Annotated in this window: 14 protein-coding genes and 4 tRNA genes; 8 read left to right on the top strand and 10 right to left on the bottom strand. The window is 60.6% G+C overall.

Annotation, left to right across the window (positions count from 1 at the left end):
• Window positions 1-103: 103 nt before the first annotated feature.
• Window positions 104-1912, top strand: a complete 1809-nt coding sequence (locus AC1UK9_RS08865; protein WP_482579865.1) for a di-heme-cytochrome C peroxidase — start codon at window positions 104-106, stop codon at window positions 1910-1912.
• Between the two features lie 26 nt (window positions 1913-1938).
• Window positions 1939-3075 (top strand): catalase family protein, encoded by a 1137-nt coding sequence (locus AC1UK9_RS08860; protein WP_482580458.1) that lies wholly within the window; start codon window positions 1939-1941, stop codon window positions 3073-3075.
• 99 nt (window positions 3076-3174) lie between these two features.
• Here AC1UK9_RS08860 and AC1UK9_RS08855 read toward each other — a convergent pair.
• From AC1UK9_RS08855 to AC1UK9_RS08840, 4 genes are all read right to left on the bottom strand, one after another.
• Window positions 3175-3251, bottom strand: a tRNA-Asp gene (locus AC1UK9_RS08855).
• A gap of 19 nt (window positions 3252-3270) precedes the next feature.
• Window positions 3271-3346 (bottom strand) — tRNA-Val (locus tag AC1UK9_RS08850).
• 198 nt (window positions 3347-3544) lie between these two features.
• Window positions 3545-3621, bottom strand: a tRNA-Asp gene (locus tag AC1UK9_RS08845).
• 19 nt (window positions 3622-3640) lie between these two features.
• Window positions 3641-3716: transfer RNA gene (locus AC1UK9_RS08840), tRNA-Val, on the bottom strand.
• A 159-nt stretch (window positions 3717-3875) separates the two neighbouring features.
• Here AC1UK9_RS08840 and rdgC point away from each other — a divergent pair.
• The 3 genes from rdgC (at window position 3876) to sugE (ending at window position 6345) form a co-directional block, all read left to right on the top strand.
• Window positions 3876-4796, top strand: coding sequence for a recombination-associated protein RdgC (gene rdgC / locus AC1UK9_RS08835; RefSeq protein WP_003223096.1), 921 nt, complete (start codon window positions 3876-3878; stop codon window positions 4794-4796).
• 149 nt (window positions 4797-4945) lie between these two features.
• Window positions 4946-5911, top strand: coding sequence for a bile acid:sodium symporter family protein (locus AC1UK9_RS08830; RefSeq protein ID WP_025111975.1), 966 nt, complete (start codon window positions 4946-4948; stop codon window positions 5909-5911).
• Window positions 5912-6030: 119 nt separating this feature from the next.
• Entirely contained in the window at window positions 6031-6345 is a 315-nt protein-coding gene (gene sugE / locus AC1UK9_RS08825; protein ID WP_003223093.1) for a quaternary ammonium compound efflux SMR transporter SugE, read from the top strand.
• A 96-nt stretch (window positions 6346-6441) separates the two neighbouring features.
• Here sugE and AC1UK9_RS08820 read toward each other — a convergent pair whose 3' ends face one another.
• The 4 genes from AC1UK9_RS08820 to AC1UK9_RS08805 all read right to left on the bottom strand — a co-directional run bounded on the left by AC1UK9_RS08820 (window position 6442) and on the right by AC1UK9_RS08805 (window position 11222).
• A complete protein-coding gene (locus tag AC1UK9_RS08820) occupies window positions 6442-8316 on the bottom strand; it encodes an MFS transporter (RefSeq protein WP_473014921.1) in 1875 nt (624 codons plus the stop codon).
• Between the two features lie 97 nt (window positions 8317-8413).
• Window positions 8414-9565, bottom strand: coding sequence for a TDT family transporter (locus tag AC1UK9_RS08815; RefSeq protein WP_025111977.1), 1152 nt, complete (start codon window positions 9563-9565; stop codon window positions 8414-8416).
• A gap of 105 nt (window positions 9566-9670) precedes the next feature.
• The gene (locus AC1UK9_RS08810; RefSeq protein ID WP_482579864.1) at window positions 9671-9982 is read right to left on the bottom strand and encodes a cupin domain-containing protein; all 312 of its coding nucleotides are present in this window, start codon (window positions 9980-9982) and stop codon (window positions 9671-9673) included.
• A 52-nt stretch (window positions 9983-10034) separates the two neighbouring features.
• The gene (locus AC1UK9_RS08805) at window positions 10035-11222 is read right to left on the bottom strand and encodes an MFS transporter (protein WP_482579863.1); all 1188 of its coding nucleotides are present in this window, start codon (window positions 11220-11222) and stop codon (window positions 10035-10037) included.
• A 91-nt stretch (window positions 11223-11313) separates the two neighbouring features.
• Between AC1UK9_RS08805 and AC1UK9_RS08800 the strand changes: the two genes are divergently transcribed.
• Window positions 11314-11856 (top strand): TetR/AcrR family transcriptional regulator, encoded by a 543-nt coding sequence (locus AC1UK9_RS08800; RefSeq protein WP_482579862.1) that lies wholly within the window; start codon window positions 11314-11316, stop codon window positions 11854-11856.
• Between the two features lie 222 nt (window positions 11857-12078).
• Complete coding sequence (locus AC1UK9_RS08795) at window positions 12079-15549, top strand: hybrid sensor histidine kinase/response regulator (RefSeq protein ID WP_473014918.1); 3471 nt, start codon at window positions 12079-12081, stop codon at window positions 15547-15549.
• Between the two features lie 113 nt (window positions 15550-15662).
• On the opposite strand, the gene AC1UK9_RS08790 is transcribed toward AC1UK9_RS08795, so the two are convergent.
• Both AC1UK9_RS08790 and AC1UK9_RS08785 read right to left on the bottom strand, forming a co-directional pair.
• On the bottom strand, window positions 15663-17027 hold the full coding sequence (locus tag AC1UK9_RS08790) for a DNA recombination protein RmuC (RefSeq protein WP_482580456.1): 1365 nt from the start codon (window positions 17025-17027) through the stop codon (window positions 15663-15665).
• A 175-nt stretch (window positions 17028-17202) separates the two neighbouring features.
• The gene (locus tag AC1UK9_RS08785; RefSeq protein WP_473014917.1) at window positions 17203-17526 is read right to left on the bottom strand and encodes an SEL1-like repeat protein; all 324 of its coding nucleotides are present in this window, start codon (window positions 17524-17526) and stop codon (window positions 17203-17205) included.
• A gap of 1008 nt (window positions 17527-18534) precedes the next feature.
• On the opposite strand from AC1UK9_RS08785, the gene AC1UK9_RS08780 reads away from it, so the two are divergent.
• On the top strand, window positions 18535-18759 hold the full coding sequence (locus AC1UK9_RS08780; RefSeq protein WP_007950419.1) for a hypothetical protein: 225 nt from the start codon (window positions 18535-18537) through the stop codon (window positions 18757-18759).
• The last annotated feature ends 112 nt before the right edge of the window (window positions 18760-18871 follow it).

Raw genomic sequence — 18871 nt, 5'->3', positions numbered from 1 at the left:
CAAGGACTGACGAGACTTCCTACGACAGTTGGCGTAATGGCCACTTGCCGCACCTGCAACAGCTGAGGCATAACAGCGCAACAACTCGACAAGGATGTTTATCTTGCGCCTCTTATTCCGTGTGCTGACCCTGATCATCGTACTGCTGGGCCTGGCTCTCGCCGTGGTTCTGTACTACGTTGCCAACCCGAAACTGCCGTTCTACACCCCCGCCCAACAGGTGCATTATCTGAACCAGTGGAGTGAAGAGGAACGCCAGGTCTACTACTTCACCCCGCAGGGCACACAGGTCAAAGGCCTGCGTTATGAGTGGTTCCAGGCGCTCGAACTGCCCTTCTCCCAGCAGCGCTTTGCGTCCCCGGAATACCTCGCACGCTTCGGTTTTCTGGTCGATCCGCAGCAGAAAGCCACACCGAACAATCCCGGCAATCTGCCGGTTGGCTTTGCCCGCCACCAGAATCCAGGCGACACCGAGCAATATCTGGATATCACCTGCGCTGCTTGCCACACCGGCGAGTTGCGCTTCAAGGGCCAGGCCATACGCATTGACGGTGGTTCAGCGCAGCACGTGTTGCCCTCCAGTGTTCCTACGCTGCGCGGTGGCAGTTTCGGACAGGCATTGGTCGCCAGTCTGACTTCGACTTACTACAACCCATGGAAATTCGAACGTTTCGCCCGACAAGTGCTGGGCAATGACTACGAAGCGCGCCACGCGCAACTTCGCAAGGACTTCAAGGCGTCGTTGAACACCTTCGTGAAAGTCGCCTGGAACGACACCCACCGTGGCCTCTACCCGACCGAAGAAGGCCCGGGACGCACCGATGCCTTTGGCCGGATCGCCAACGCCACCTTCGGCGACGCGATCTCCCCCGCCAACTACCGCGTGGCCAACGCCCCGGTGGATTACCCACAACTGTGGGACATGTGGACCTTCGACTGGGTGCAATGGAACGGCTCGGCACAGCAACCGATGGCGCGCAACATCGGTGAGGCACTGGGCGTCGGCGCGACTTTGAATTTCTTCGACAGCAACGGTCAACCGCTGCAGGGCGATGCGCGTTATGCCTCCAGTGTGCGCGTGCGTGATCTGCACAAAATCGAAGAAACCTTGCAACACCTGCAACCGCCCGCCTGGCCGGAAGACGTGCTGGGCGCAGTCGACAAACCGCTGGCCGCCAAGGGCCACGCGCTGTTTGCCGAGAACTGCGCCGGTTGCCACGTGCCGCGCAAGACTCAGGAGGGCGAGCGCTGGGTGCAGCATTTGCACATGCTGCCGGTGGACGTGATCGGCACCGACCCGAACGCCGCCACCAACATTGCCAATCACCGTTTCGACCTGACGCCACTGCAATGGGACCTGAAAGAGCTTGAGCAGATGGACGTCAAGCTGCATCCGACACCCACGCAACCACTGGATCTGAGCCAGCTATCGGTGGCGAAGGGCCTGGCCTACGTCACTGCCTTCGTTGAGAACCGCGCCTATCGCGAAGCCGGGGTCACCGCGCAGGAGAAGCCTCAACTCGATGGTTTCGGCCTGCCGATCGGCGTGCGCGAAAAAGTCGCCTACAAGGCAAGGCCTCTGGCCGGCGTATGGGCCACTGCGCCGTTTCTGCACAACGGCTCGGTGCCGAGCATTTATCAGCTGCTGTCGCCGCAGGATGAGCGCGCCACGACGTTCTATAAAGGCTCGTTCGAGTACGACCCGCGCCATCTGGGGTACCGCACCGAGGCCTTTGCCAATGGTTTCCTGTTCGACACACGGATAACCGGTAACCATAACAGCGGTCATGAATTCCGCGCCGGCGAGCGTGGTAATGGCGTCATCGGTCGACTGCTGCAACCGGAAGAACGCTGGGCATTGCTGGAGTACCTGAAAGTGCTGGGCGGACCGCTGGAGGCGCAATTGCCATGATGATCAACCCTTACAAAAGACCGTGCATGCTGGCCCGTATCTGGTTGTGGCTGGGACGACTGATTGGCAAAACCCTGTTGGCATTATTGATTGTCGGCCTGCTTGGCTGGGCCATCGCCAGCGCATGGTTTGCCTGGCAACACCGCGGCCCGGTGTCGGCGCAGGAACAGATACCCGTCGGCGAAGCGGCCATGACCCAGGACGTGATCCAGACTGCCGTACGCATCGTCGATCAGCACCGCGAAGGCACACGCTACCTGCGTGACGCGCATGCCAAGGCGCATGGTTGCGTGAAAGCCGAAGTGACGGTGTTGCCGGAACTGATACCAGCGCTGCGCCAGGGCGTTTTCAGCGAACCGGGTAAAACCTGGCAGGCGATGATTCGTCTGTCCAACGGCAACGCCTACCCGCAGTTCGACAGCATCCGCGACGCCCGGGGCATGGCGATCAAACTGCTCGATGTGCCCGGCAAGCCGTTGCTCGGCGACCGTCAGGAGCGCCACGAGCAAGACTTCGTGATGTTCAGCCACCCGAACTTCTTTGTCAGTGACGTCGCCGAGTATCGTCAGAATGTGGCGGCTCAGGCTGACGGCAAAAAAATCATGGCGTTTTTTCCCGGCCGGGATCCGCGCAGCTGGCAGATCCGCCACTTGCTCATCGCGCTGGCAACCCTGGCGCCAGCGCCGGACAGCCCGACCGGGACCACGTATTTTTCGGTATCGCCCTACAAGTTCGGTGAGGCCAATGCCAAGTTTCGGGTCGCGCCGGATCCGGACAATTGCCCGGCGTACACCCTGCCCCCGCAAAACCATGACCTGCCGAACTTCCTGCGCAGCGCCTTGAATCAGCAACTGTCGACAGATCGCGTGCCTGCCTGTTTCGTGTTGCAGATTCAGCGTCAGGACGCGAACAAGTACATGCCGATCGAGGACACCAGCATCGAATGGCGCGAGCAGGATTCAGCATTCGAAAGCGTGGCGCGGATCACTTTGCCTGCGCAGGACTTCGACACACCGGCGCTGAATCTGGCGTGTGACAACCTGTCTTTCAACCCGTGGTTTGGTATCGAGGCACATCGGCCGATTGGCGGGATCAACCGCTTGCGTAAAGCGGTGTATGAGGCGGTGAGTGACTATCGGCATAGCCAGAATGCTGCGCCGTGAGGCGGCGGGTGGGATTTCTTGAATCGCAGACAGCAAAAAGCCCGCACTAGGCGGGCTTTCTGTGGTGACCTGGCGTTCAGTGGGCCAGGTGACCGAATATGGCGCAGCGGACGGGACTCGAACCCGCGACCCCCGGCGTGACAGGCCGGTATTCTAACCGACTGAACTACCGCTGCGCGAAACGCTTGAAACGAATGGTGGGTGATGACGGGATCGAACCGCCGACATTCTGCTTGTAAGGCAGACGCTCTCCCAGCTGAGCTAATCACCCTTCGCTTCGTTACGGGACGCATTATGCCACAAGTTTTCGTAAAGTGTTGATTTAATTGAAGTTTTTTTCAAAAAAATCCGAAAACCGGTGAAACGACACAAACCCGATGGAACAAGGTACAAACTTGAGACAGAAAAAAACCCGCCTCAGCGGGTTTTCCGTGGTGACCTGGCGTTCAGTGGTCCAGGTGACCGAATATGGCGCAGCGGACGGGACTCGAACCCGCGACCCCCGGCGTGACAGGCCGGTATTCTAACCGACTGAACTACCGCTGCGCTAAACACTTGAAACGAATGGTGGGTGATGACGGGATCGAACCGCCGACATTCTGCTTGTAAGGCAGACGCTCTCCCAGCTGAGCTAATCACCCTTCGCTTCGGTGTGGCGCGCATTCTACGGAGCGACCCAACCTCTGGCAAGCACTTTTTTAAATAATTTTCTCAGGCCTTCCAAAGGCTTAGAGAAGGGTTGGCCTATGAGACGGCGAAGACAATAATGCCCCCCTTTGTATAAAGGAGAGACTCACCCCATGTGGTTCAAAAACCTGCTTATCTATCGCCTGACCCAAGACCTGCCTGTCGATGCCGAGGCGCTGGAAACTGCACTGGCCACCAAACTGGCGCGTCCATGTGCAAGCCAGGAGTTGACCACCTACGGTTTCGTCGCGCCGTTCGGCAAGGGCGAAGATGCTCCACTGGTGCATGTCAGCGGTGACTTCCTGCTGATCGCTGCCCGTAAAGAAGAACGCATTCTGCCGGGCAGCGTCGTGCGCGACGCGGTCAAGGAAAAGGTCGAAGAGATCGAAGCCGAGCAGATGCGCAAGGTCTATAAGAAGGAACGCGACCAGATCAAGGATGAAATCATCCAGGCCTTCCTGCCGCGTGCCTTTATCCGTCGCTCGTCGACCTTCGCCGCCATCGCGCCGAAACAGGGCCTGATCCTGGTGAACTCGGCCAGCCCGAAACGCGCCGAAGACCTGCTTTCCACTATGCGAGAAGTGCTCGGCACCCTGCCCGTCCGTCCGTTGACCGTGAAAACCGCGCCAACCGCCGTGATGACCGAATGGGTCACCACCCAGCAAGCGGCCCCGGACTTCTTTGTCCTGGACGAGTGCGAACTGCGCGACACCCACGAAGACGGCGGCATCGTGCGCTGCAAGCGTCAGGACCTGACCAGCGAAGAAATCCAGCTGCACCTGAGCACCGGCAAAGTGGTCACTCAACTGTCGCTGGCCTGGCAGGACAAGCTGTCGTTCATGCTCGACGACAAAATGACCGTCAAACGCCTGAAGTTCGAGGACCTGCTGCAGGATCAGGCCGAACAGGACGGTGGCGACGAGGCCCTGGGCCAACTGGACGCCAGCTTCACCCTGATGATGCTGACCTTTGGCGACTTCCTGCCGGCACTGGTTGAAGCGCTGGGTGGTGAAGAGACGCCGCAGGGCATCTAACGCCCGGCGAGTTTCAAAACCGTGGGAGCGAGCCTGCTCGCGAAGGCGCAGTGACAGTTAACATTAATGTGTCTGACACTCCGCCTTCGCGAGCAGGCTCGCTCCCACATTTGGTTTTGTGGTGTTCATTCAATAATAAGGAACAAGCCATGCGCGCACTGGCTGCACTGAGCCGCTTCGTCGGCAACACCTTCGCTTACTGGGTGCTGATTTTCGCTGTCGTCGCGTTCCTGCAACCGGCGTGGTTCCTGGGCCTCAAAGGCGCAATCGTGCCGTTGCTGGGGCTGGTGATGTTCGGCATGGGCCTGACCCTCAAACTCGACGACTTCGCTGCCGTCGCCCGCCATCCGTGGCGCGTGGCGCTGGGCGTGGTGGCACATTTCGTGATCATGCCCGGCGTGGCGTGGTTGCTCTGCCAGCTCTTTCATCTGCCGCCGGAAATCGCCGTCGGCGTGATTCTGGTCGGCTGCTGCCCGAGCGGTACTTCGTCCAACGTGATGACCTGGCTGGCCCGCGGCGACCTGGCACTGTCAGTAGCAATTGCTGCCGTCACCACCCTGCTCGCCCCGCTGCTGACACCGGCGCTGATCTGGCTGCTGGCTTCGGCGTGGTTGCCGGTGTCGTTCATGGAGCTGTTCTGGTCGATCCTGCAAGTGGTGTTGCTGCCAATCGTGCTCGGCGTGGTTGCGCAACGTTTGCTCGGTGGCAAGGTGCGGCACGCGGTGGAAGTGTTGCCGCTGGTGTCGGTGGTCAGCATCGTGATCATCGTCACTGCGGTGGTGGCTGCCAGTCAGGCGAAAATCGCCGAGTCCGGGCTGTTGATCATGGCGGTGGTGATGCTGCACAACAGCTTCGGCTACTTGCTGGGTTACTTCACCGGACGCCTGTTCAAGCTGCCACTGGCTCAGCGCAAGTCGCTGGCGCTGGAAGTCGGCATGCAGAACTCGGGACTGGGCGCGGCCCTGGCCAGTGCGCATTTCTCGCCGCTGGCGGCGGTGCCAAGCGCGCTTTTCAGCGTCTGGCACAACATTTCCGGGGCACTGCTCTCGACGTACTTCCGGCGCATGAGCGAAAAAGAAGATCGTGAAACGGCGGCTCAACAGGCCGCCGACTGACCTCAAAACTTGATCCCCGGATTAATGCTCGTCAATATGTTGCGCAACGCGGGGACGACCCTGCGGCTCGATCGAGTTATTAATCTGGGGACGACCCCGTCAATCGATGGAGGTCTCTCATGTCCTGGATCATTCTGTTTTTCGCCGGCCTGTTCGAGGTCGGCTGGGCCGTCGGCCTGAAATACACCGACGGTTTCACCCGCCCCCTCCCCACCGTACTGACCGTTGCGGCCATGGCTATCAGCCTTGGTCTGCTGGGCCTTGCGATGAAGGAATTGCCGCTGGGCACGGCTTATGCGATCTGGACCGGGGTCGGCGCCGTGGGCACGGTGATTGCCGGGATCATTCTGTTTGGTGAGTCGATGGCGTTGATTCGCCTGGCCAGTGTGGCGTTGATCATTACCGGGTTGATTGGCCTGAAGGTCAGCGCTTAGGCCACTGCCCTATCGCGAGCAGGCTCGCTCCTACAGAGGTATGCGTTTCAACTGTAGGAGCGAGCCTGCTCGCGATGAAGCCCGATCTCACAACAACTATCTAACAGTACCGCGCAACTCCCCCACCAACCCCTGCAACTTCGCCGGTTCCGCAGCTTCCACAGCCACCGCCGAACCCGCCACCAACGTCACCCGCGACCACAACCGTTTGAACAAACCCTTGTTCGGGTCGCGACTGAAGAAACTCCCCCACAATCCCTGCAGCGCCAGCGGAATCACCGGCACCGGTGTCTCTTCGAGAATCCGAGTCAGCCCGCCCTTGAACTCATTGATCTCACCGTCCGTGGTCAACTTGCCCTCCGGGAAGATGCACACCAGTTCGCCGTCCTTCAGATACTGGGCAATCCGGGTGAAGGCCTTTTCGTAGATCTGGATGTCTTCGTTGCGTCCGGCAATCGGAATCGTCCCCGCCGTGCGGAAGATAAAGTTCAGTACCGGCAGGTTGTAGATCTTGTAGTACATGACAAAGCGAATCGGCCGACGCACCGCGCCGCCAATCAGTAAGGCATCAACGAACGAAACATGGTTGCACACCAGCAACGCGGCGCCTTCGTCCGGGATCGCCTCCAGGTTGCGGTGCTCGACGCGGTACATGGAATGGCTGAGCAGCCAGATCATGAAACGCATGCTGAACTCGGGAACGATCTTGAAGATGTACGCATTGACGCCGATGTTCAGCAGCGACACCACCAGGAACAACTGCGGAATCGACAGTTTGACCACGCTCAGCAACACAATCGAAACGATCGCCGACACCACCATGAACAGTGCGTTGAGAATGTTGTTGGCAGCGATCACCCGCGCCCGCTCGTTTTCGGCGGTGCGCGACTGGATCAAGGCGTACAGCGGCACAATATAGAAGCCACCAAAAATGCCGAGGCCGAGAATGTCGACCAACACCGCCCAAGTGTGCACAAAGCCCAGCACTTCAATCCAGCTGTGCCCGGTGATGCTCTCCGGGATACCGCCGGAATGCCACCACAGCAGCAGGCCGAACACGGTCAGACCGAACGAGCCGAACGGCACCAGACCGATCTCGACTTTGCGCCCGGAGAGTTTCTCGCAAAGCATCGAACCCAGCGCAATGCCGACCGAGAACACGGTGAGAATCAGGGTGACCACGGTTTCATCGCCGTGCATCCACTCCTTGGCGTAGGCCGGGATCTGCGTCAGATAAATCGCCCCGACAAACCAGAACCACGAGTTGCCGACAATCGAACGCGACACCGCAGGCGTCTGGCCCAGACCAAGTTTGAGCGTGGCCCAGGACTGGCTGAAGATGTTCCAGTTCAGGCGCATTTCCGGCGACGCCGCTGCAGCGCGCGGAATGCTGCGACTGGCGAGGTAACCCAGCACGGCAATGCCGACAATGGCGGTCGATACCAGTGGCGCGTAATGCGTCGAGGACATGATGACCCCGGCGCCGATGGTCCCGGCGAGAATCGCCAGGAACGTGCCCATCTCCACCAGCCCATTGCCGCCGACCAGTTCATCCTCTCGCAGCGCCTGCGGCAGAATCGAATACTTCACCGGCCCGAACAGCGCCGAGTGGGTGCCCATGGCGAACAGCGCCACCAGCATCAGCGACAGGTGATCGAAGAGAAAACCGATCGATCCTACGGCCATGATCGCGATTTCCGCGAGTTTGATCAGACGAATCAGCGCGTCCTTGGCGAATTTTTCCCCGAACTGCCCGGCCAGCGCCGAGAACAGAAAGAACGGCAGGATAAACAGCAGTGCACACAGGTTGACCCAGATCGAACGGTCACCCTCGATGGTCAGTCGATAGAGAATGGCGAGAATCAGCGACTGTTTGAACACGTTGTCGTTGAAGGCGCCCAGCGACTGCGTGATGAAAAACGGCAGGAAGCGCCGGGTGCGAAGCAGGTTGAACTGTGAGGGGTGACTCATCTTCCGTGTTTCCCTGAGGTCGGTAGAGAATGGCCTGGATCTGAATATTGGAATCCCGATCCGCGATCCAGGCCACACATTACCTAAACTTTTCAGGTTATTTCTTCAAACCTGCAATACAAGGTGAGACAAACAGTTCACCGCGCCACGCACCTTGCACGGTGCGCTTACCGACGATCAGCCACATCACCGCCAGCAACGTCACCAGCACGCAGCCCACCACACTGAAAAAGCCGAGGTTGAGCGTGCTGGCGAGCTTGAGGGTCGCCAGCGAATACACGCCCAGCGGGAAGGTGAAGCCCCACCAGCCAAGGTTGAACGGGATGCCATCACGCAGGTAACGCGCGGTGATCAACAACGCCATCAACATCCACCACAAGCCGAAACCCCACAGGGTGATGCCGGCGACCAAACCAAGCCCCGCAGCGATTTCACCGATGCCCGGCAGACCGTTGGCGGCGAAGATTGCCGGTGCATCGCTGCCCAGCAGCAACATGCCCAAGGCGCCGGTGCCGATCGGGCCGAGGGCCAGCCAGCTGGAGGCGGCCATGTTTTCGTGAGGCAATTTGTGCAGGGCCATGCGCAGCAACAGGATGGTCAGGATGCTGAACGCCACCGGCAGGGAAAATGCCCAGAGCACGTAGCTGGTAGTCAGCACCACCAGTTGCGCATGGGCGTCGGTCAGATGCGGCGCGAGCAAGCCACCGCTGGCCGCTGCCACTTCGGCCGCCACCACCGGCAGCAGCCAGACGGCGGTCATCTGATCGATGCTGTGTTCCTGCCGGGTAAACATCATGTAGGGAATCAACACGCCGCAGGCCAGCGACATCGCCACATCGAGCCACCAGAGCACTTCGGCGAGATGAATCACGCCCTCGCCCCAGCGTGGCAGACCGAACAGCAGAAAGCCGTTGATGATGGTCGCCAGGCCCATTGGAATGGTGCCGAAGAACATCGATACGGTGGAGTGACCGAAGATCCGCCGCGCCTCATCGAAGAACAGCACCCAGCGCGCGGCGTAAGCGAAGGTAAACAAGGTGAACAACAGAATGTTGAACAACCATAGGCCTTCGGCCACCGCGTGCAACCCGGGAATCGCCACCGGCAATTGCGCCAGCGCCAGGGCCAGCACGCCGGTGCCCATGGTCGCGGCGAACCAGTTCGGGGTGAATTGACGGATCACTTCACGCGGATGCTGAAGCTGGCTGAACGGCTTGATGCCGGGTTTGGTGCTGTTGGGGCAAGTCATCGTGAACTCCTGTCCTCAGGTGAGGTTGAGTCCATGGTAGAACCGAATCGAATATCTATATAACGGGTAATTTCTCTATCTGTTATCTACTTCATAGATAAGCGTCTAGACACTGCCTTCGCTCTCGATCACCAGAACCCGCGCCGCCCCCTGCGGATGCGCCACGTGCTCGGTGCCGACCGAAGCGTAGAAGATGTCCCCGACCTCCAGCAGCACCTGCTTCTCTTCACCCTGTTCGCGATAGCACATCTGCACCTGACCATCGAGCACCACGAACACTTCCTCGCCATCGTTGACGTGCCATTTATAGGGCTGGTCGGTCCAGTGCAGGCGCGTGGTGATGCCGTTCATGTTGGCGATGTCCAGCGCGCCCCAGGCACGCTCGGCGGTGAACGACTTGCTGCGGATAATGTTCATGTCTCGATCCGTGAAAAACAGGGCCGGCCAAGGCTAACCCAAACGGCGCCACTTATGGAGCACGGCAAACCTTCGCCGCACGTGGACGCAGGCTGAACAACAGCGCGCTCGTGGCCAGCACGATCAACGCGACGCCGTAACCATCGGTGGTCGCCAGCAGGCCGTAAGTGCGGGTCAAGTGCCCGGCCAACAACGCCGGCAGGCAGAACGCCAGATAACTCAGCGCGTAATACGCCGACATCAACCCGGCGCGCTCATGGGGCAAGGCCAACGGCACCAGGCTGCGCACCGCGCCAAGGAACCCCGAACCAAAGCCGCAACCGGCGACCAGTGTGCCGAGGAAAAACAGCGCCAGACTGGCGCTGTGCACACCGAGCAGAATCAGCAGCACGCCGATGGGCAGCAGGCTGGCGCCGATTTGCAGGGCTCTGCTGGCGGGACGATTGCGCAAGGTGAAGATCATCAGCGCACCGGTCACGGTCAACGCCGAGACAGTCGCGCCACCGATCAGATTGGACGTCGACCCGGTAGCGGTGCGCACCAACGATGGCGCCAGCGAGGCAAAAAAACCGCCAAGGGCCCAGGTCGCGGTGTTTAGCGGCAGCACGCGCCACAAGGTCGAGCGCGCCTGAACCGGGACATGCAGGGTTGGTCGCAACGATGCCCAGGCGCCGGCTTGCGGCGTCACGCTTTCCGGCATGCGCCAGACGTACGCCGCTTGCAGCACAAACAGCCCGAGCAGCAGCCAGTAAGTCAGTTGCAACGGCGCCGGGGCGAACTCGGCCAGCAAGCCGCAGCCCATGCTGCCCAGCGCCATGCCGAGCAACGGTGCGACGCTGTTGATCAACGGCCCCTGCTGGCGATCGGTGTCGAGCAGCGTCGCACTTAAAACCGCGGTGGCCATGCCGGTGGCAAAGCCTTGCAACACCCGCGCGCTGATCAGCCAGGCGACACTGTCGGCGCTGATAAACAGCAGCATCGCCAGTGCATTGAGCAGCACTGCGGTGAATATCACCGGTCTGCGCCCCAGATGATCGGACAGCGATCCGACCGTCAGCAGCGCTGCCAGCAAGCTCAAGGCATACACGCCGAAAATCAGGGTCAGTACCGTTGCCGAAAAATGCAGCTGATCCTGATACAGTTGATACAACGGCGTCGGCGCTGTGGAAGCAGCGAGAAAACTCAGTAAGGTGATCGCCAGAAAAATCAGGCTGCCACGGTTGGAAGCAAGGCTGGTCATGGGCACACTCCGCAAAAGCTAATTTTTTGCTTTTGCGGAGTGTGCTCTCGGCTTTGGCTTAACGCAAATTCTTTGTGTTAAGGTCTGACGCATGGCTATTAAAGAAGGTTTACGCCCCGGCGGCCGCAGTGCCCGGGTGCAAGAGTCGATTCATTCGGCTGTCCGCGCACTTCTGCAAGAACAGGAGCGCAGTACCGTGACCGTGCCGCAAATCGCTGCACGCGCCGGCGTGACGCCATCGACGATCTATCGTCGCTGGGGGGATCTGGCTGCGTTGCTCGCGGACGTCGCCCTCGCCCGCATGCGCCCTGACAGCGAGCCGGCGCAAACCGGCAGCCTGCGCAGCGATATCCGCGCCTGGGCCGAGCAATACCTCGACGAGATGAGCTCCGAGCCCGGGCGCAACATGATGCGCGACGTGCAAGCCAGCGCCACGCCGGGGTATTGCGTGACGATCCTCGGCGCGCAATTGCAGACCATCATTGACCGCCACCCGGACGAAGCGGCGCCGAGCGTTGACCGACTGATCAATCTGGTGGTGGCGCCAGTGGTGTTCCGGATTCTGTTTTCGGCGGCGGCGCTGGAGGTCGAAGAGTTGCATCGGTTGATTGATATCGCGCTGCAGCAGGGCTGACGCCATCGCCAGCAGGCTCGCTCCCACAGGGGACTGCATACCAAATGTGGGAGCGAGCCTGCTCGCGAAGAGGCCCGACCAGTCAACTCAGAAACCACCCGGTTTCAAACCTGCGACACCCCGCCACGCCACGACCTTGGTCGACACTGACTAACCGCCGCACTCATGCGAGACTGTCCGCCCGGGCAGGAGTGCCGGGGAGTCTTCTGTCGGGAGTGTTGCATGTCGTTGTCCACCGGGCTGATCGCCGCCGTCGCCCTCGCCTACATGGCCATCATGTTCGCCATCGCCTTTTACGGCGACCGTCGCAGCGCGCCGTTGCCGCCGCGGATGCGCGCGTGGGTGTACAGCCTGTCGTTGGCGGTTTACTGCACCAGTTGGACATTCTTCGGTGCGGTCGGCCAGGCCGCCGAGCAGTTATGGTCGTTCCTGCCGATTTACCTCGGGCCGATCCTGTTGCTGCTGGGAGCGCCGTGGGTCTTGCAGAAAATGGTGATGATCAGCAAACAGGAGAACATCACCTCCATCGCTGACTTCATCGCCGCGCGCTACGGCAAATCGCAATCGCTGGCGGTGGTGGTCGCGCTGATCTGCCTGGTCGGCGTGCTGCCCTACATCGCCCTGCAACTCAAAGGCATCGTCCTCGGTGTGAACCTGTTGATCGGCGCCGGCGCCGACGCCATGGGCACCCGCGCCCAAGACACCGCGCTGATCGTGTCGCTGGTACTGGCGCTGTTCACCATCGTCTTCGGTACGCGCAACCTCGACGCCACCGAGCACCACCGGGGCATGGTGCTGGCGATCGCCTTCGAGTCGCTGGTCAAGCTGTTCGCCTTTCTCGCCGTCGGCGCGTTCGTCACCTTTGGCCTCTACGACGGTTTCGACGACCTGTTCAATCAGGCGATGCTTGCGCCACGGCTTGAGGAATACTGGAAAGAAACCATCAACTGGCCGTCGATGGTGGTGCAGACCGGCGTGGCGATGATGGCGATCATCTGCCTGCCTCGACAGTTTCACGTCACGGTGGTGGAGAACATCGACCCGCAGGACCTGCGCCTGGCCAAGTGGGTGTTCCCGGCTTATCTGGCGCTGGCCGCGCTGTTTGTCGTGCCGATTGCCCTCGCCGGGCAGATGATGCTGCCGAGTCACGTGCTGCCGGACTCGTTCGTGATCAGCCTGCCACTGGCTCAGGCCCATCCGGCATTGGCACTGCTGGCATTTATCGGCGGTGCGTCGGCGGCCACCGGCATGGTGATCGTGGCCAGTGTGGCGCTGTCGACCATGGTCTCCAACGACATGCTGTTGCCGTGGCTGCTGCGGCGCAACAACGCCGAGCGCCCGTTCGAAGTGTTCCGCCAGTGGATGCTGTCGGTGCGCCGGGTGAGCATCGTGCTGATCCTGCTGCTGGCCTATGTCAGCTACCGCTTGCTCGGCTCCACCGCGAGTCTGGCGACCATCGGCCAGATCGCCTTCGCCGCGGTCACCCAACTGGCCCCGGCGATGCTCGGCGCGCTGTATTGGAAACAGGCCAACCGCCGTGGGGTTTTCGCCGGTCTGGCGGCCGGTACGTTCCTCTGGTTCTACACGCTGATCCTGCCGATTGCCGCCCACAGCCTTGGCTGGTCGCTGAGCACTTTCCCGGGCCTGGCGTGGCTGCACAGCAACCCGCTGAACTTGCCGATAACCCCGCTGACCCAAGGCGTGGTGCTGTCGCTGGCGGGCAACTTCACTCTGTTCGCCTGGGTCTCGGTGCTGTCGCGCACGCGGGTCTCGGAACACTGGCAGGCAGGACGTTTCATCGGTCAGGAAATCAGCGCTCGGCCGAGTGCGCGCTCGATGCTCGCGGTGCAGATCGACGACTTGCTGCAACTGGCAGCCCGCTTTGTCGGTGAGGAACGTGCGCGCCAGAGCTTCATTCGTTTCGCCTACCGTCAGGGCAAGGGCTTCAACCCGAACCAGAACGCCGACGGCGAATGGATCGCCCACACCGAACGCCTGCTCGCCGGTGTGCTCGGCGCTTCTTCGACGCGCGCGGTGGTAAAAGCCGCCATCGAAGGTCGGGAAATGCAGTTGGAGGATGTGGTACGCATCGCCGACGAAGCCTCGGAAGTCCTGCAGTTCAACCGCGCCCTGCTGCAAGGCGCGATCGAAAACATCACCCAGGGCATCAGCGTGGTCGACCAGTCGCTGAAACTGGTGGCCTGGAACCGGCGTTATCTGGAGCTGTTCAACTACCCGGACGGGTTGATCAGTGTCGGCCGGCCGATTGCCGACATCATTCGCTACAACGCCGAACGCGGCCTGTGCGGCCCCGGCGAGGCAGAAGTTCACGTTGCCCGGCGCCTGCACTGGATGCGTCAGGGCCGTGCGCACACTTCGGAACGCCTGTTTCCCAACGGCCGGGTGATCGAGTTGATCGGCAACCCGATGCCCGGCGGCGGCTTTGTCATGAGTTTCACCGACATCACCGCGTTCCGTGAGGCCGAGCAGGCGCTGACCGAAGCCAACGAAGGGCTGGAGCAACGCGTCAGCGAACGCACCCAGGAACTGTCGCAGCTCAACGTTGCGTTGACCGAGGCCAAAGGCAATGCGGAGGCGGCCAACCAGTCGAAAACCCGTTTCCTCGCGGCTGTCAGCCATGACCTGATGCAGCCGCTGAACGCCGCCCGACTGTTCTCTGCCGCCCTCTCCCATCAGGATGACGGTTTGAGCAGCGAGGCGCAGCAACTGGTGCAACACCTCGACAGTTCGCTGCGCTCGGCGGAAGACCTGATCAGCGATTTGCTGGATATTTCCCGCCTGGAAAACGGCAAGATCAACCCGGATCGCAAGCCGTTTGCACTCAATGAACTGTTCGATACGCTCGGCGCCGAATTCAAGGCGCTGGCCCAAGAGCAAGGCCTGAGCTTCCGCGTGCGCGGCAGCCACTTGCGCATCGACAGCGACATCAAGTTGCTGCGACGGATTCTGCAGAACTTCCTGACCAACGCCTTCCGCTACGCCAAGGGCCCGGTGCTGCTGGGCGTGCGGCGACGTGGCGGTGAGCTGTGCCTGGAAGTGTGGGATCGCGGGCCGGGTATTCCGGAAGACAAACAACAGGTGATTTTCGAGGAGTTCAAACGCCTCGACAGTCATCAGACTCGCGCCGAAAAAGGCCTCGGGCTCGGTCTGGCGATTGCCGATGGTTTGTGTCGAGTGCTGGGCCACACGCTGCGCGTACGCTCATGGCCGGGGCGCGGCAGTGTGTTCAGCGTCAGCGTGCCGCTGGCCCGGGCACAAGCGGTGCCGGCGAACGCGGCGGTCGAATTGAACGGCAAGTTGCTCAGCGGCGCGCAGGTGCTGTGTATCGACAATGAAGACAGCATTCTGATCGGCATGAACAGCCTGCTGAGCCGTTGGGGCTGTCAGGTGTGGACGGCGCGCAATCGCGAGGAATGTGCGGCGCTGCTCAGTGAAGGCGTGCGGCCGCAACTGGCGTTGGTCGACTATCACCTGGACCATGGCGACACCGGAACGCAATTGATGGCGTGGCTGCGTACCACGTTGGGGGAGCCGGTGCCGGGGGTGGTGATCAGCGCCGATGGTCGCCCGGAGACGGTGGCGCAGGTGCATGCGGCGGGGCTGGATTATCTGGCCAAACCGGTGAAACCGGCGGCGTTGCGGGCGTTGTTGAGTCGGTATGTGCCGTTGTAACCGTTCGACTTGAGTGTTGCAGCGCTACCGCTGACGCCTTCGCGAGCAAGCCCGCTCCCACCTTTGGAATGCATTTCACTGTGGGAGCGAGCCTGCTCGCGAAGCTCTTCGGGTTATTCCGGGAGTTCGACGAGGCCATCGACATCCGTCATCGCCCGCTCCAGCAAATCAGCCGGCAGACTCTTGCTTGCCCGCGCGCCCAGCAACTTGAGCTGCTCGCTGCGGCTGACCAGGTTGCCGCGACCTTCGGTGAGCTTGTTGCGCGCCGAGCTGTAGGCCTTGTCCAGCTGTTGCAGGCGATTACCGACCTCGTCCAGATCCTGAATGAACAGCACGAACTTGTCGTACAGCCAGCCGGCACGCTCGGCGATTTCCCGGGCGTTCTGGCTTTGCCGCTCCTGCTTCCACAGGCTGTCGATCACCCGCAACGTCGCCAGCAACGTGGTAGGGCTGACGATCACGATGTTGCGGTCGAACGCTTCCTGAAACAGCGTCGGCTCGGCTTGCAGAGCAGCGGAAAATGCCGCCTCGATCGGCACGAACAGCAAGACGAAATCGAGGCTGTGCAAGCCCTCCAGGCGCTTGTAGTCCTTGCCGGCAAGGCCTTTGACGTGGCTGCGCAGCGACAGCACGTGCTGTTTGATCGCGACTTGGCCGATGCTGTCGTCTTCGGCGGCGACGTACTGCTGATAGGCGGTGAGGCTGACCTTGGAATCGACCACCACCTGCTTGTCGCCCGGCAGATAAATGATCACGTCCGGCTGAAAGCGCTCGCCGTCCGGGCCTTTGAGGTTGACCTGGGTCTGGTACTCGCGCCCCTTCTCCAGACCTGCGTGCTCCAGCACTCGCTCAAGAATCAGTTCCCCCCAGTTGCCTTGGGTCTTCTGGCCTTTGAGGGCACGGGTCAGGTTGGTCGCTTCGTCGCTCAGACGCAGGTTCAATTGCTGCAAGCGCTCAAGCTCCTTGGCCAGCGAGAAGCGCTCGCGGGCTTCGGCCTGATAGCTTTCTTCCACGCGTTTTTCGAAGGACTGGATGCGTTCTTTCAACGGGTCGAGCAACTGACCCAGACGCTGCTGGCTGGTCTCGGCAAAGCGCTGTTCGCGCTCATCGAAGATCTTGCCGGCCAGCTCGGCGAACTGCGCACGCAGCTCATCGCGCGAGCCTTGCAGGTCGTTGAGGCGTTGCTGATGGCTATCCTGTTGCTCGCGCAGCTCGGCGTTCAGCGATGCGGCCTGAGCGTCCAGGCGCCGCAGTTCGGCTTCCTTGTTGGCGCGCTCGATGTTCCAGGCGTGGGAGGCGTCACGGGCATCATCGCGCTCGATCTGCAACAGCTCGACTTCGCGGCGCAGGGCGGCCAGCTCAGCCTGCTTGGCGGCGTTGGCCTGCGCCAGATCAACCGTTTCTTCGCGACTGGCTTCCAGCTGCGCGTTGAGCCCATCCTGCGCCAGTTGCGCCATGGCCAGTCGCTCTTCGAGCAAGGCGACCTCGGCTTGTCCGTTGCTCGCCCGGCGCTGCAGTTGCCAGGCCAGTGCCAGCAACGGCAACCCCGCGCCTGCCAGACCAAGCAACACGCTGGTCAAGTCCATAGCCATAGCCACTCCTGCCGATTCGATAAAGCCTGAAGGTTAACCAAGGCGCGGGACGTTGGACAGCTCAGTCTTCGAGCAGACCGAGTTCCTGTTGCGCACGTCGATCACCGGCACGCGCGGCCTGACGCAGCAGGTCCTGACCGATACGGCGATCCCGGGCGTTGCCGCACTCACGGCACATCAACTGACCGAGACGGCTCTGCGCCGCGACCACACCTTCGCGCGCCGGTTGCTTGAGCAGACGCCCCGCCAGGTGCTTGGCGTTGCGGCTGTCGCCCAGACGCGGACTGTCGAGCAGCCATTCGGCCACACGCACGGAAAATCGCTTGGGAGGGGTAACACGAGGGTGTTCGGAGGTAACAGAGACTGATACTGAGCGAAACTTCATAAAACACTGCGGGGTAGATCGGAAGGCGCGCCACTCTACTCTCTTTTTCGTACAGGTAAAGTCGAAAAAAACCCGGCACGCCCGTCCTAGAGCAAGCGCTAGGGACAATCCACAGAAGCTGTGGATAACTCAGTGGACAACCGCTCTCCAACCTCCGCAAAGCCTTGTGGAATGGGGCTCGCAGTCAAACTGACGATTTTTTCACCAACAAAAAAAAGCGATGTTTTTCATTGACTTAAACTTTTGATACAGGCAGCCACCGGGGTCAGGATTGATATGACAGTCGCGTGACGGTCTGCGCAACTAATGTGCACAAGTACCTGTTACCCGGTTATATCGATGCGCTTTTTCGGGTCGTTTTGCATCCAGGGCTGGCGATAAGCGGCCTGGCGATGGACAGCACTGCACGCTTTTGTGGCGACGGATGGTGCCTTCGCGAGCAGGCTCGCTCCCACAGTAGACCTTGCCCCCCTGTGGGAGCGAGCCTGCTCGCGAAGAGGCCAGTCCTGTCATCCATGATCCGCGCTACCGGCCGTAATCTTTTTTGCCGCAGGGTTTGCATTGCCCTGAACGATCCGTTAGTATCCGCGGCGTTAGTACCAAGCTGAAAGTCAATTCCGGTCGAACACATCCCCACGGTCAGCCTTCTTCACAGAAGCCCTCTACCGAAAAAGTGGGAGCGACCCCTCGATGGTTTCCAGGTAAAACTTGCGCCAACACAGCCTTTGAATGAATGCAAAGGGTGTTGCCAAGCACGCTTACTCTGACCGAACCAACCTGCAAATTGATCAGGATCTTCACCCCGGGCCCAGAACCTCTGCCCTTGATGTGTTGCCTGCCCTCCTAAGTACCTACCTGCCAGCCCAAGCGCGCCAACTTAATAGCGCTTCAAACTGGCTGCTTTGTTCCAGTCGGGTTCTTCGTACGACCAATGGTGGTCGACGTTACTGGAACGTTTTAACGTTGCACGGTTCTTATCCGTGTCATTTGTAGGAACACCTAATAACTATGTCTACTCAAATCCAGACTCAGGATGCCATTCGCACCCTAACCAATGCTTTTGCCCCAATGAACTGCCTGATCATGGCCGCTCGCAAAGGCTGCTTCAGCTTCACCGTGGTCAATGAGCACGGAATCGCCCGCCACAGCGAGCGTCTGTACCCCGATCAATACTCCAGCGCCGAGCCGCTGCAGGCTGTGATCGATCGTACACGTCAGGCATTGATTGCCTGAGAGCCGAAAAGGCTGCAAAAGCAAAAGCCCCGCACAAAATGCGGGGCTTTTTATTGCCCGATGTTTCGCTTTTAGCCATGTACACGTAAGCACCATCGGATATAACGCTTTT

This window comes from Pseudomonas sp. AK-TSAG1-1 (assembly GCF_056821665.1).
Note: the sequence above shows the minus strand (reverse complement) of the source record. Positions and strands in the feature narration are given on the sequence as shown.